Source organism: Chitinimonas sp. BJYL2 (assembly GCF_027257935.1).
GTDB lineage: Bacteria > Pseudomonadota > Gammaproteobacteria > Burkholderiales > Chitinimonadaceae > Chitinimonas.
The window spans coordinates 337,441-351,389 of sequence record NZ_JANZKW010000001.1; the positions used below are offsets into that span (position 1 = coordinate 337,441).

Here is a 13,949-nt window from a genome sequence, read left to right on the forward strand (position 1 = left end):
CAGCGGCAGGAATTGATGCAAGCAGTCAGTTCCTGCCGATTTGTTCGTTTCAACGCGAGAAGTCCATGTCCGCAAATAGTCCTACACGGCGTTTCCAGCTCGCTGACGCACTGTTCTTCAATCTCACACGCGGTGCGGCAGTGCTGGTGCTCGTGTTACTGACCGGCATCATCCTGTCGCTGATCCATGGCGGCTGGGAATCCATCAGTACCTACGGTGCTGGGTTCATCTTTTCACCCGACTGGAATCCGGTCTCGGAACAGTTCGGCGCCTGGTTGCCTATTCAAGGTACGCTCATCACGTCAGCGATTGCGCTGCTGATCGCCGTACCCGTCAGCTTCGGCATCGCGATATTCCTGACCGAGCTTTCCCCACTCTGGCTGCGCCGCCCGCTCGGCATTGCCATCGAGTTGCTTGCCGGCATCCCGTCCATCATCTACGGCATCTGGGGTTTGTTTGTGGTCGCCCCGATCCTAATGGAAGGCCTTCCGGTGAAGCTGGGTCAGACCCTGCTGTTCACCATCCCCCCCATCCAGCAATGGCTTACGGAAACCACAGCAGGGATACCATTGCTGGGTAGCCTGTTTGACGGCCCGCCCTTCGGCGTCGGCATGTTCACTGCCGGCGTGATCCTCGCGATCATGGTGATCCCCTACATTGCCTCGGTCATGCGTGACGTGTTCGAGATCGTTCCCTCCATGCTCAAGGAATCGGCCTACGGCCTGGGTGCCACGACCTGGGAAGTGGTGTGGAACGTGGTACTGCCTTACACCAAGACCGGCGTCATCGGCGGCATCATGCTCGGCCTGGGTCGTGCACTGGGTGAAACCATGGCGGTCACCTTCGTGATCGGCAACTCTTACGACAAGATCCAGTCGCTATTCCACCCCGGCAATTCGATTGCTTCCATCCTGGCCAATGAGTTCGCCGAGGCGAGCTCTGCCCTGCACTACGGTGCGCTGATCGAGATGGGCCTGATCCTGTTCCTCATCACCTTCATCGTACTGGCTTGCTCCAAACTGCTACTGCTCCGCCTGCAAAAGGGCGAAGGCAGCAACGCCTGAGCCCGGAGAAACCATGAATCCCTCTCTCTACAAGCGCAGACGCATCGTCAACGCCTTCAACCTCACCATGTCCATGCTGACCATGCTCTTCGGTCTGTTCTGGCTGGTGTGGATCCTCTACACCCTCTTCGCCAATGGCCTGCAGGCCATTAGCCTGGATGTCTTCCTGCATGACACGCCCGGCCCGGACTCGGCAGGCGGCGGCTTGCGCAATGCCATTCTGGGCAGCCTGATGATGGCCACGACGGGTACCTTGATCGGCACCCCGATCGGCATCCTGGCCGGCATATATCTGGCCGAACATGGTCAGCGTGGCTGGCTGGCGCCCACCGTGCGCTTCATCAACGATATTCTGTTGTCCGCGCCATCCATCGTGATCGGCCTGTTCGTCTGGATCGTTTACGTCAAGACCATCGGCCACTTCTCCGCCTGGGCTGGCAGCTTTGCGCTGGCCCTGCTGGTCATCCCGGTGGTGCTGCGGACCACCGAAAACATGTTGCGCCTCGTGCCCAGCGCGATGCGTGAAGCAGCTTACGCCCTGGGCGCACCACGCTGGAAGGTGGTGACTGCAGTCACGCTGCGCGCCGCGAAGGCTGGCGTACTCACAGGTATCCTGCTCGCAGTGGCACGTATCTCTGGTGAAACCGCCCCGCTGCTGTTTACCGCCCTGAGTAACCAGTTCTTCAGCATGAACATGAATGAGCCTATGGCCAACTTGCCGGTTGTCATCTTCCGCTTTGCCATGAGCCCGTATGAGAACTGGATCAATCTCGCCTGGGCCGCAGCCCTGATCGTGACGCTGGCAGTACTGACGCTCAATATCCTCGCCCGCAGCCTGCTCAAGCGCGAACAAAGCTGACCGGCCGCCGCACTGAATTCGAATGAAAGCTCACTCCATGACTGAGACCACCGCCGCACCGAAGCTGTCCGTACGTGACCTGAACTTTTTTTACGGCAATTTCCACGCGCTCAAGAACATCAATCTCGATATTCACGAGAAGAAGGTTACCGCCTTCATCGGCCCGTCCGGCTGTGGCAAGTCCACACTGCTGCGCACCTTCAACCGCATGTACGATCTGTATCCCAAGCTGCGTGCTGAGGGCCAGATCCTGCTGAATGGCAAGAACATGTTGGAAAATGGCGTGGATCTGAACCTGCTCCGCGCCAAGGTTGGCATGGTGTTCCAGAAGCCGACGCCGTTCCCGATGTCGATCTACGACAACATCGCATTCGGCGTGAAGCTGTACGAAAACCTGTCGCGCTCGGAAATGGATGATCGCGTCGAGTGGGCACTGCAGAAAGCCGCACTTTGGAATGAGGCCAAGGACAAGCTGCGCCAGTCGGGTCTGGGCCTGTCGGGTGGTCAGCAGCAGCGTCTTTGCATCGCGCGCGCGGTTGCCGTGAAACCGGAAGTGGTGCTGCTGGATGAGCCCACATCGGCACTGGATCCGATCTCGACCGCGCACATCGAAGAGCTGATCCACGAGCTCAAGCAGGATTACACGATTGCCATCGTGACCCACAATATGCAGCAGGCCGCCCGCGTGTCCGACTACACGGCCTACATGTATCTGGGCGAGATGGTCGAATTCGGTGAAACCGACCAGATCTTTACCAAGCCAGCCAAGAAAGAAACGGAAGACTACATCACCGGCAAGTTCGGTTGATCAGGCCCCGCATCAACAAAAAGGCGACGGATATCCGTCGCCTTTTTGTTGATGATTGTTCGCCCGATCAAGCTGCAGCCTCAGCGACCACATGCGCAAGCCGGGTGGCCCAGCGCTCGCTCAACGCGGCATCATCTGCCTCGACCATCACGCGCAGCACGGGCTCGGTACCAGAAGGCCGCAGCAAGACCCGTCCACGGTTGGCGAGTTCGCATTCGGCCTCGACCAGCGCGGCCTGGATGCTGAGGCTAGCGCGGAAATCAAAGCCCTTCTGAATACGTACATTCTTGAGCACCTGCGGGTAAATCAGCAGATCGGCGCAGCTCTCAGCCAGGGTAGTACCCCCCAGACGTACCGCGGCCAGCACCTGCAGTGCCGACACGATCGCATCACCGGTGCTGTGCTTATCCAGGCACAAGAGATGGCCGGAATTCTCGCCGCCAAGCAACCAGCCCTTTTCCTGCAAGAGCTCCAGGACGTAACGATCGCCCACTTTGGCGCGGGCAAAAGGAATATCCAGCCGCGCTAGCGCATGCTCCAAACCCAGGTTCGACATCAGCGTGCCGACAACACCGCCGCCCAACTGGTCTTGCGATGCCAGATGGCGCGCCATCACGTACAGGAGCTGATCGCCGTCGTACAGTCGGCCCTGGGCATCCACCATCATCAAGCGGTCGCCATCGCCATCAAGCGCGATGCCGAAATCCGCCTTCTCGGCCAACACGCGGGCGCGCATGGCTTCCGGCTCGGTGGCGCCGACGCCCTCATTGATATTGAGGCCATTGGGCGTATTGCCCATGGCAATCACATCAGCACCGAGTTCATGGAATACATGTGGTGCGATCTGGTAACCGGCGCCATGGGCACAATCCACCACGATGCGTACGCCTCGCAGGTCGCGATCACCGGGGAAAGTGCTCTTGCAGAACTCGATGTAACGGCCCGCGGCGTCATTCACCCGCCAGGCCTTGCCCAGCTCCGCCGCACCGACACACGACATGGCTTTGTCGAGTTCCGCCTCGATTTCAGCCTCCACGGCGTCATCCAGCTTGCGCCCGCCCTCGCCGAAAAACTTGATGCCGTTATCCTCGAAAGGATTATGCGACGCCGAAATCACGACACCCGCCGAAAGACGCAGTGCACGCACCAGGTAGGCGACACCCGGCGTTGTCAGCGGGCCGGTCAGATGTACGTCCACGCCAGCCGCAGACAGGCCGGCTTGCAATGCGGACTCCAGCATATAACCCGAAATGCGCGTGTCCTTGCCAATCAAGACCGCCGCATGGGTACCACCACCGCGCCGGGCGGCCAGCACCTTGCCGGCGGCATAGCCCAGCCGCATCGTGAAATCGGGGGTAATCGGATAATCCCCTACCCTGCCGCGCACACCATCCGTGCCGAAATACTTCCTGCTCATGCTCACTCCATCTGTTCTGGCGCGCTCGATAGCCGCCTGTATAGGGTTCTGCTGATAGCGCTGCCCATCCGCCGACTTACCGCCGAGTCCCCAGCGCCGACCATGTCCTCATGGCATCAACCGTATCGCGAACGGCATGTACTCGCACAATGGCCGCCCCGGACTGCGCAGCCATCAGCGCGGCAGCGACACTGGCCGCATCGCGCCCTTGCGCGGGACGACCATCCAGAATCTGGCCCAGCATGGATTTGCGCGATACGCCTACAAGCAAGGGACTGAGTAATGTTGTCAGCCCGGGCAATGCCCGGAACAAAGCGAGATTGTGCTCGAAACCCTTGCCGAATCCAAAGCCGGGATCCAGCACGATGCGTTCAGGTGCGATACCTGCCGTCATGGCAAGCTGGCGCCGTGTAACGAGATACCTGCTGACCTCGTCTACCACATCCACATAGTCTGGTTGCACCTGCATGGTTTGTGGCTCGCCTTGCTTGTGCATCAGGCAAACTGCCACCTTGCTGTGCGCCACCACCTCCAACGCACCAGGTGCCTCCAGCGCGGCAATATCGTTCACCAGATCCACACCTGCCGCGATAGCCGCACGCATGACCTCGGGCTTGCGGGTGTCGATCGAGAGAGGAACCTGCCAGTCATGCAAGGCCTGCAAGACCGGCAATACACGCTGAAGCTCGGTCTCTACACTCACCGTGGCCGCGCCGGGGCGCGTAGATTCGCCCCCGATATCCAGGATGTCCGCCCCCTCATCAAGCAGGCGCCGGGCGTGCCGGAGTGCCGCATCAAGCGTGTCGTGGCAACCGCCGTCCGAGAATGAATCCGGTGTCACGTTGACGATGCCCATGACAAGCGGGCGATCCAGGCTCAGTCTGAAACGGCCTGCATGAAGAATAGTGGGATGCGCGGTCATAAAGGAAAACGACAGCGAGCATCTCGCTGTCGTCTTGGAAAGGTAGGATTACAGTTCCTGAGCCGGGGTCGTGCTGGGCTCGGGAGCGGGGCTGCTGGGTGGCAGGTCGCCCGAAGCAGGCTTGCTGCTGCCCGTTGGCTTGGGGGGGCGTGGTGGGCGCCCCTGCATGATGTCCTCCACCTGCTCGGCATCCACCGTTTCCCACTCCATCAAAGCTGCCGTCATGGCTTCAACCTTGTCGCGGTTCTCTTCGAGCAGGCGTTGCGCCAGTGCGTATTGCTCGTCAATGATGCGGCGGATTTCGAGATCCACTTTCTGCATGGTCGCTTCAGACAGGTTCTTGTGCGTGGTCACCGAGCGACCAAGGAAGACCTCGCCCTCATTGTCGCCATACACCATCGGACCGAGCAGCTCCGACATGCCGTAGCGCGTCACCATGTCGCGGGCGATACCTGTGGCGCGTTCGAAGTCATTGGATGCGCCCGTAGAGATGCGGCCCACGAACAAGTCTTCGGCAATCCGGCCGCCGAACAGGATGGCGAGGCGGCTCAGCATCTGATCCTTGTACAAGGACACCGCATCACGCTCCGGCAACTGCCAGGTCAGCCCCAGTGCCCGGCCTCGCGGCACAATGGTGACCTTGTGGACCGGATCGGTACCGGGCAGCAACTTGGCAACCACGGCGTGTCCTGACTCGTGATACGCAGTGGCGCGTTTCTCGTCCTCGGTCATGACCATGGAGCGACGCTCCGGGCCCATGAATATCTTGTCCTTGGCCTGCTCGAAATCCTGCATATCGACAAGGCGCTTGTTGGACCGCGCAGCAAACAGCGCAGCTTCGTTGACCAGATTGGCCAAGTCGGCGCCCGACATGCCCGGAGTACCACGCGCGAGCACAGCCGCATCGACATCACTAGCGATGGGCACCTTGCGCATGTGTACACCCAGAATCTGCTCGCGACCGCGGATATCGGGCAGCGGCACGACGACCTGACGGTCAAAACGACCAGGGCGCAGCAGGGCAGGATCAAGTACGTCCGGACGGTTGGTCGCAGCGATCACGATCACGCCGGAGTTACCTTCAAAGCCATCCATTTCGACCAGCATCTGGTTCAGTGTCTGTTCGCGCTCGTCGTTACCGCCACCCAGACCAGCACCGCGCTGGCGACCAACTGCGTCGATTTCATCGATAAAGATGATGCAAGGCGCGTTCTTCTTGGCGTTCTCGAACATGTCGCGGACACGGGCCGCGCCAACACCGACAAACATTTCCACAAAGTCCGAACCGGAGATCGAGAAGAACGGCACTTTGGCCTCACCTGCAATGGCGCGTGCCAGCAGGGTCTTACCCGTACCAGGCGAGCCCACCATCAGGATCCCGCGGGGGATGCGACCACCCAGTTTCTGGAACTTGCTCGGGTCACGCAGGAAGTCGACGATCTCGGTCACCTCTTCCTTGGCTTCGTCGCAGCCGGCCACATCGGCAAAGGTCACCGAGTTATTGCTTTCATCCAGCATGCGGGCGCGGCTCTTGCCGAAGCTGAAGGCGCCGCCCTTGCCGCCGCCCTGCATCTGGCGCATGAAGAAGATCCACACGCCGATCAAGAGCAGCATCGGGAACCAGTTGATGAAGATGCTCATCAGCAGCGACTGCTCTTCCGGCTGCTTGCCGCTGAATTTCACGCCGCGATTGACCAGCGTGTCGACCAGACGGAAGTCGAAAGGCGCCACCGTCATGAAGGCGGAATTGTCGACGCGCTTGCCCTTGATCAGCTGACCACGAATCAGGTCGCCCTCGATCTCGACGCTGGCAATGCGCCCTTCCTGCACCTCGCTCATGAATTGCGAGTAAGGCACCTGGATCGATTGCTCCTGGCGCTTGGAGAACTGGTTGAACACGGTCATCAGTACCAGACCGATAATCACCCAGATCGCGATATTCTTGCCCAGATTGTTCACGGGACACTCCTTAAGCCGGCGAAACAGTTGGCCACACCGGCGATAGCCTTGTCATACAGGATTTTAATCGGCGACAGCCATGGGCGTCAGGGCTTTTTTCCCTTGCCCAGGAGATAGATTTCCGCCGAACGGTCGCGCGATGCGGCCGGCTTGCGTGTAACCACGGTCTGGAACGTCTCGCGCATTTGCTGCAGATACTCGGTGTAACCCGAGCCCTGGAAGGTCTTGACCAGAAAATGGCCGCCAGGTTTCAGCCAGTCACGGCAAAAATCGAGGGCCAGCTCACACAGCAGAAAGCTGCGCGCCTGATCAGTCACCGCCATACCGCTCATATTGGGGGCCATGTCGCAAATCACAAGGTCTACGAGCCTGCCGCCCAGCAGATCCGTAAATTGCTGCAATACGGTGTCTTCACGGAAGTCGCCCTGAATGAACTCGACCCCCGCAATGGGTGGCATATCCAGAATATCCAGCGCAAATACGCGGCCGGCATCACCAACACGCCGCCTTGCCACTTGCGACCAGCTACCCGGCGCAGCGCCCAGATCAGCGACCCAGAGACCGGACTTGAGCAGCTTGTCCTTGTCATCGATTTCCAGCAGTTTGTACGCAGCACGAGCGCGATACCCATCCTTCTGTGCGCGCTGCACATAGGTATCGTTGACATGCTCCTGGAGCCATCCCTTGCTGGTTTTGCTTCGTGCCATGTACGGGGTAATCGGGGATAAAGAGGTTGGAAACCGGCACAGACCGGGTTTGTTCGGGTGTCCGCTTGCTGCTAAGTTGAAGGCAACCTAGATAGCTTACTACGCGCCGCGGCTTTCAACGGAATCAGACCCGCGCCTGTGTTGCAACCGCCCGGGAAATCAAACTGAACAGCCTGCAAGGTTTACAGTTAAAATTGTGCGCTTTTGCGCGGGGAAAACCATGGAACTGACACGAGACGAGCGAATCTACCTTCGCGCCCAGGCCCATGGTCTGAGCCCGGTCGTCATGATCGGCAATAACGGTCTGACTGACCCGGTGCTGCGCGAGATTGCCGCCAGCCTTGATGCCCACGAACTGATCAAGGTACGTGTGCTGGGTGATGATCGCGACCAGCGTACCGCCTGGCTTGCCGAAATCTGCGCCTCGCTGGGCTGCGCGCCCGTGCAGCAGATTGGCAAGCTGTTGGTATTGTACCGCCCGACGCAGGAAGGCAAGCCGCGGATTGTCTTGCCGAAACCCGGCCAGAAAGCGGTAGACCCGAAGGCGCTGGATGCCGCCAAGAAGTCAGTTGCGAAGAAGTCGACCAAGGCAGCACCCAATATGGGCCGCGCCGGTGGTGGTCGCCCGGGTGGCAAGTTGCGCAAATAGTTCACGCCAAGCGCTTAGGCCGATCGCAGTCGCGTGCTTGTCTGACAGCCGCGCTGCGCTATTGCACTAACCGGCGTACCCGTGTGCATCAAGCCGGCCCCTGTGGCCGGCTTTGCTTTGGACGACGCTCAACTTTCCTTGAATTCGATCAGTGTCTCCACGGTAAAGCTGCTACCCGCTTCGCGGAATTTCCATTTGGATAGTGCTGCCGTCACCGCACGATCGAACACACGGCGAGGCCTCGACTCCAGGATCTCGACCCGTGTTACCGCGCCGGATTCATTGACCACCATTCTGGCCTTGACCAAACCCGACTCCACACCAGCCCTGGCGGCCTCGACCGGGAATGCGGGCTGCTCACGATAGAGAGGACGGCGATCAGGCTCCGCCTTGGCTGGCGACGCCACAGCCACCTGTACAGGCGGGGGTGGCACTACCGCAGGCGCCGATTCAGACGGTTTGGCAACCGGCACAGGGGCCACGGCAGCGGGCGTCACAGCCGCGGCTACCGGCGTCGTAACGGCCGGGACCGGGGGCAAGGCTTGGGTTTGGATCGCCGCTGCAGGCGCCTTGGAGGTCGAGGTATCACGGCGCGCCGGAGGCTGGGGCTCGGCCGGCGGGTGATCCGGCTTGGGGGCCGGCGAGAACCATCGGGCAGGATTGGGCATCACGCCAAACACCTTGTCATTCTCGGCGGCGGGCGCATCAGCAACAAGCTCGGGCCCGGCGGCGGGCGCCGACACCTCGGCAGAAGCAACCGTCGCTGGCGGGCTAGGCCGCAGGGTAAAGAAGATCACCGCAGCACCCAAGATCACCACGGCGGCAATCGTAACCGGCAACACTCGCGATCGGGGCCGCCCGATCGGATGCGGATGCGCCTGCGCAGCTCCAGCAGCCCCGCGCTGCCCGCCTGTAAGCAGGCCCAGCTTGTCGAGCCTGTCCAGATCGCGTGTCAGTTGTTGTTCGTCGGCACTGCCCGCCAACCTGGCGAGCAGATGCGTCACATCATTCTGGCCATCGACCAGCTGCAGGAGTTTGCGCTGATTGATGCTCAGCCCATGCTTGGGCTGGGCGAGCTCTTGCTCACCTTCGGGCGTACGGTGATACCGGATTGATTGATGCTCACTGGACATGGTTGGGTCACTCCCCTGTTGTTTTACCCGCGGTGTGATGGTTATACGGGCGAGGGGAGGAGCATAGCGACGATATTGCTGCAGCGCACAACGCTTGCAGGCCAGTGTGCCTTAGCGTCGCGCCAATGCCACAGGCGTGTCGTTACTTGACCGGGCCGCGGATCACATAGACCAGGCCGAACAGGCTCTGGATCAGATAGATCAGGCTGGATATCGTTTGCCAGTTCTGGAAGCCACCGCCGAACATGCCTTCGGCAGCGGTGTGCATCTGCGGTTTCACTTCCGAGATGACCGGAAAGACCGCGAAATGGTTGACCAGGGTCAGCGCCAGCATGGCGAGAATCAGCCACAGCTCCAGTGTCTGGAAGGCGCGCAAGCCTTCTACCCAGAGCATGTGGATCAGGATATAGATACCCGCCACGATGCCGACCCACGCCAGCGCGCGCAGCATGCTGGCCACCACCCTGAATGCCAGCGCGTTATCGAGCTGGTGGAACAGCACCGGGCCGATCAACACGCCCAGCGCCCATAGCCCGCCGATCCAGAAGACAGTCAGGATGGAGCGTAGCGCAGTCGGGAAATTCTGCATGGCGGCCTCGGTGGAGAAGGACTTACAGGTATTTGACGTCGAGCACTTCGTACTCACGAATGCCGGCCGGGGCATTGACCTCGACCACGTCACCCGCGGATTTGCCGATCAAGGCACGGGCAATCGGACTCGATACGGAAATCTTGCCGGCCTTGATGTCGGCCTCATCGTCGCCCACGATCTGGTAAGTGACGTTGTCACTCGACTCCAGATCTTCCAGATCGATGGTGGCACCGAAAACAATGCGGCCGTCCGCATCGATCTCGGCAGGATTGATGATCACGGCGTTGGACAACTTGCCTTCCAGATCGGCAATACGGCCTTCGATGAAACCCTGGCGCTCCTTGGCGGCGTCGTACTCGGCGTTTTCCGACAGGTCACCATGCGAGCGGGCTTCGGCAATCGCGGCGATCACACTCGGGCGCTCCACGCTCTTGAGACGTTGCAATTCGCTCCGGAGCAGCTCCGCACCATTGACGGTAAGGGGTACCTTGATCATTTCTTCACTCCATCCCGGCCTTTCTTGACCGGGGCTAAAAACAAACCCGACGCCGAAGGGCGTCGGGAACAATGAACAGGGCCGCCGCGCTCGCTAGGGGCGCGGCGGCCGGTTACTTTAGGCGATTCAGACAGTCGTTTTCAGGCGCGGATGGAGATCCTGCACCGCGTAAACGGTCCACTCTTCCATGTGCTTGATGCCATATGCCGCAGCGCGACCACCAGCAACGGTGGTGTAGATGGGCACGCGAGCCTTGAGTGCTTCGTGGCGGATCGAGTAGGAATCCTGAATCGACGCGCGACGCTCGTCAACCGTATTCACGATCAGGGCGATTTCGCTGTTCTTGATCATGTCCACGATATGCGGGCGGCCTTCCTTGACCTTGTTGACGGCCGTGACCGGCACGCCCGCCGATTCCAGCACCTGGGCCGTACCGCGGGTTGCCACCAGCTCCAGACCGGCATCGACCAGCATGCGGCCCATCTCGGCGACCTGGCTCTTGTCAGCATCGCGCACCGAAATGAACACCTTGCCGCTGGTGGGCAGGCGCTCACCGGCAGCCAGCTGCGACTTCACATAGGCCTCGGCAAAGGTATCGCCCACACCCATGACTTCGCCGGTGGACTTCATCTCGGGGCCGAGAATGCTATCCACGCCGGGGAACTTCACGAAGGGGAAGACGGCTTCCTTGACCGAGTAATACGGCGGGATCACCTCGCCGACGATGCCCTGATCCGGCAGGCTCTGGCCGGCCATGCAACGGGCGGCGATCTTGGCCAGTGCGCGGCCCGTGGCCTTGGACACATAGGGCACGGTACGTGAAGCACGCGGGTTCACTTCGAGCACGAACACGGTCTCGCCCTGGATCGCAAACTGCACGTTCATCAGGCCGACCACATTGAGGCCACGGGCCATGGCAACCGTCTGGCGACGCAGTTCGTCCTGCATGGTCTGGCTCAGCGAATAGGGTGGCAGCGAGCAGGCCGAGTCGCCCGAGTGCACGCCAGCCTGCTCGATGTGCTCCATGATGCCGCCGATCACCACGTTCTCGCCGTCGCTGATCGCATCTACATCCACTTCGATCGCGTCGTTGAGGAATCGGTCGAGCAGCACCGGGCTGTCGTTCGACACCTTCACGGCTTCACGCATATAGCGGGTCAGGTCGTCTTCCGAGTGAACGATCTGCATCGCGCGGCCACCCAGCACGTAGGACGGACGCACCACCAGCGGGTAGCCGATCTCGGCAGCCAGCACCAGCGCATCCTTCTCATTGCGCGCGGTGGCGTTCGGCGGCTGGCGCAAACCCAGATCCTGCAGCAGCTTCTGGAAGCGCTCGCGGTCTTCGGCGGCATCGATCATGTCGGGCGTGGTGCCGATGATGGGCACGCCGTTGGCTTCGAGTGCGCGGGCAAGCTTCAGCGGGGTCTGGCCACCGTACTGGACAATGACGCCGGCCGGCTTTTCGACATGGACGATTTCGAGCACGTCTTCGAGCGTCAGCGGTTCGAAGTACAGGCGGTCGGAGGTGTCATAGTCGGTCGAGACGGTTTCCGGGTTGCAGTTGACCATGATGGTCTCGTAACCGTCCTCACGCAGCGCCAGTGCCGCATGCACGCAGCAGTAGTCGAACTCGATGCCCTGGCCAATGCGGTTGGGACCGCCGCCGAGGATCATGATCTTTTTCTTGTCGGTCGGCGCGGCCTCGCACTCTTCCTCGTAGGTCGAGTACATATAAGCAGTGTTGCTGGCGAATTCGGCCGCACAGGTATCGACACGCTTGTAGACCGGGCGGATGCCGAAACCCTGACGGCGCGCACGCACGGCGGCAGCCTCGGCACCGATCAGGTTGGCGATGCGGCGATCCGAGAAACCCTTGCGCTTGAGGCGACGCAGTTCGGCTGCATCAAACTCTTCCAGCGGCTTGCCGGCCATGGCCTTTTCGTCGGCAATGATGTCCTCGATCTGTGCAAGGAACCATGGGTCGATCTTGGTATGGCTGAACACTTCTTCCTGGCTCATGCCCACGCGGAAGGCATCGGCCACGTAGAGGATGCGTTCGGGGCCGGGGGCACCCAGTTCAGCAGCCAGCACGTCCATGTCGGTGGTGCGCTCGTCAAAGCCGGCAAGGCCGGTTTCGAGTCCGCGCAGGGCCTTCTGCATGGATTCCTGCAGCGTGCGGCCGATGGCCATGACTTCGCCGACCGACTTCATCTGCGTGGTCAGGCGGCTGTTGGCCTGCGGGAATTTCTCGAAGGCAAAGCGCGGAATCTTGGTAACCACGTAATCGATGGATGGCTCGAACGAGGCCGGGGTCAGGCCGCCGGTGATGTCGTTCTTCAGCTCGTCGAGCGTAAAGCCCACGGCCAGCTTGGCCGCAACCTTGGCGATCGGGAAACCGGTGGCCTTGGAGGCCAGGGCCGACGAACGCGACACGCGCGGGTTCATTTCGATGACGATCAGGCGGCCGTCCTTCGGGTTGACCGAGAACTGTACATTGGAGCCGCCAGTATCCACACCGATTTCACGCAGCACCGCCAGCGAGGCGTTGCGCATGATCTGGTATTCCTTGTCGGTCAGCGTCTGCGCCGGGGCCACGGTGATCGAGTCGCCGGTATGCACGCCCATCGGGTCGAAGTTCTCGATCGAACAGACGATGATGCAGTTGTCGTTGCGATCACGCACGACTTCCATCTCATACTCTTTCCAACCGAGCAGCGACTCTTCAATCAGCAGCTCGTGGGTCGGCGAGAGGTCCAGACCGCGCGTGCAGATCTCGACGAATTCTTCGATGTTGTAGGCAATGCCACCGCCCGTACCGCCCATGGTGAAGCTGGGGCGAATGATGGCCGGGAAGCCCAACTTGGCTTGCACGGCCAGTGCCTCTTCGAGCGAATGGGCAATGCCCGAACGCGCCGAACCGAGGCCGATCTTGTCCATGGCCGCCTTGAACTTCTGGCGGTCTTCGGCCTTGTCGATGGCTTCCGGGGTTGCACCGATCAGCTCGACATTAAATTTTTCGAGTACGCCATGACGCCACAGGTCCAGCGCGCAGTTCAGCGCGGTCTGGCCACCCATGGTCGGCAGCACCACATCCGGGCGCTCTTTCTCGATGATCTTGGCGACCACTTCCCAAGTGATGGGCTCGATGTAGGTGACATCGGCCATGTTCGGGTCGGTCATGATCGTGGCCGGATTGCTGTTGACCAGGATGACCTTGTAACCCTCTTCACGCAGCGCCTTGCAGGCCTGTGCGCCGGAGTAATCGAACTCGCAGGCCTGACCGATGATGATCGGGCCTGCGCCGATGATGAGGATGGACTGGATATCTGTACGCTTGGGCATG

At 60.8% G+C, this 13,949-nt stretch carries 12 protein-coding genes; 4 read left to right on the top strand and 8 right to left on the bottom strand.

The features are described from left to right. Nucleotides 1-65 precede the first annotated feature (65 nt). The 3 genes from pstC to pstB are packed head-to-tail and all read left to right on the top strand — an operon-like array spanning nucleotide 66 to nucleotide 2,731. Nucleotides 66-1,064 carry a phosphate ABC transporter permease subunit PstC gene (gene pstC / locus O9X62_RS01605; RefSeq protein ID WP_269531026.1) on the top strand — a complete coding sequence of 333 codons (999 nt, stop codon included), beginning with the start codon at nucleotides 66-68 and terminating at the stop codon, nucleotides 1,062-1,064. Nucleotides 1,065-1,077: 13 nt separating this feature from the next. Next, nucleotides 1,078-1,923: a phosphate ABC transporter permease PstA gene (pstA, locus tag O9X62_RS01610; protein WP_269531027.1), complete on the top strand. Its 846-nt coding sequence runs from the start codon at nucleotides 1,078-1,080 to the stop codon at nucleotides 1,921-1,923. Nucleotides 1,924-1,960: 37 nt separating this feature from the next. Next, nucleotides 1,961-2,731 carry a phosphate ABC transporter ATP-binding protein PstB gene (gene pstB / locus O9X62_RS01615; RefSeq protein WP_269531028.1) on the top strand — a complete coding sequence of 257 codons (771 nt, stop codon included), beginning with the start codon at nucleotides 1,961-1,963 and terminating at the stop codon, nucleotides 2,729-2,731. A gap of 67 nt (nucleotides 2,732-2,798) precedes the next feature. Here pstB and glmM read toward each other — a convergent pair whose 3' ends face one another. The 4 genes from glmM to rlmE form a co-directional block, all read right to left on the bottom strand. Further along, on the bottom strand, nucleotides 2,799-4,148 hold the full coding sequence (gene glmM, locus O9X62_RS01620; RefSeq protein ID WP_269531029.1) for a phosphoglucosamine mutase: 1,350 nt from the start codon (nucleotides 4,146-4,148) through the stop codon (nucleotides 2,799-2,801). A 76-nt stretch (nucleotides 4,149-4,224) separates the two neighbouring features. Further along, nucleotides 4,225-5,070, bottom strand: coding sequence for a dihydropteroate synthase (gene folP / locus O9X62_RS01625; RefSeq protein WP_269531030.1), 846 nt, complete (start codon nucleotides 5,068-5,070; stop codon nucleotides 4,225-4,227). Nucleotides 5,071-5,118: 48 nt separating this feature from the next. Then, nucleotides 5,119-7,029 (bottom strand): ATP-dependent zinc metalloprotease FtsH, encoded by a 1,911-nt coding sequence (gene ftsH, locus O9X62_RS01630; protein WP_269531031.1) that lies wholly within the window; start codon nucleotides 7,027-7,029, stop codon nucleotides 5,119-5,121. An 86-nt stretch (nucleotides 7,030-7,115) separates the two neighbouring features. Next, a complete protein-coding gene (gene rlmE, locus O9X62_RS01635; RefSeq protein ID WP_269531032.1) occupies nucleotides 7,116-7,736 on the bottom strand; it encodes a 23S rRNA (uridine(2552)-2'-O)-methyltransferase RlmE in 621 nt (206 codons plus the stop codon). A 220-nt stretch (nucleotides 7,737-7,956) separates the two neighbouring features. Here rlmE and O9X62_RS01640 point away from each other — a divergent pair, with 220 nt between their 5' ends. Beyond that, nucleotides 7,957-8,385: a YhbY family RNA-binding protein gene (locus O9X62_RS01640; protein ID WP_269531033.1), complete on the top strand. Its 429-nt coding sequence runs from the start codon at nucleotides 7,957-7,959 to the stop codon at nucleotides 8,383-8,385. A gap of 128 nt (nucleotides 8,386-8,513) precedes the next feature. Here O9X62_RS01640 and O9X62_RS01645 read toward each other — a convergent pair whose 3' ends face one another. The 4 genes from O9X62_RS01645 to carB form a co-directional block, all read right to left on the bottom strand. After that, a complete protein-coding gene (locus O9X62_RS01645; RefSeq protein ID WP_269531034.1) occupies nucleotides 8,514-9,518 on the bottom strand; it encodes an energy transducer TonB in 1,005 nt (334 codons plus the stop codon). Between the two features lie 142 nt (nucleotides 9,519-9,660). After that, on the bottom strand, nucleotides 9,661-10,107 hold the full coding sequence (locus O9X62_RS01650) for a DUF4149 domain-containing protein (protein WP_269531035.1): 447 nt from the start codon (nucleotides 10,105-10,107) through the stop codon (nucleotides 9,661-9,663). Nucleotides 10,108-10,129: 22 nt separating this feature from the next. Then, nucleotides 10,130-10,606 (bottom strand): transcription elongation factor GreA, encoded by a 477-nt coding sequence (gene greA, locus O9X62_RS01655; RefSeq protein WP_269531036.1) that lies wholly within the window; start codon nucleotides 10,604-10,606, stop codon nucleotides 10,130-10,132. 126 nt (nucleotides 10,607-10,732) lie between these two features. Then, a complete protein-coding gene (carB, locus tag O9X62_RS01660; protein WP_269531037.1) occupies nucleotides 10,733-13,948 on the bottom strand; it encodes a carbamoyl-phosphate synthase large subunit in 3,216 nt (1,071 codons plus the stop codon). Nucleotide 13,949: the final 1 nt, after the last annotated feature.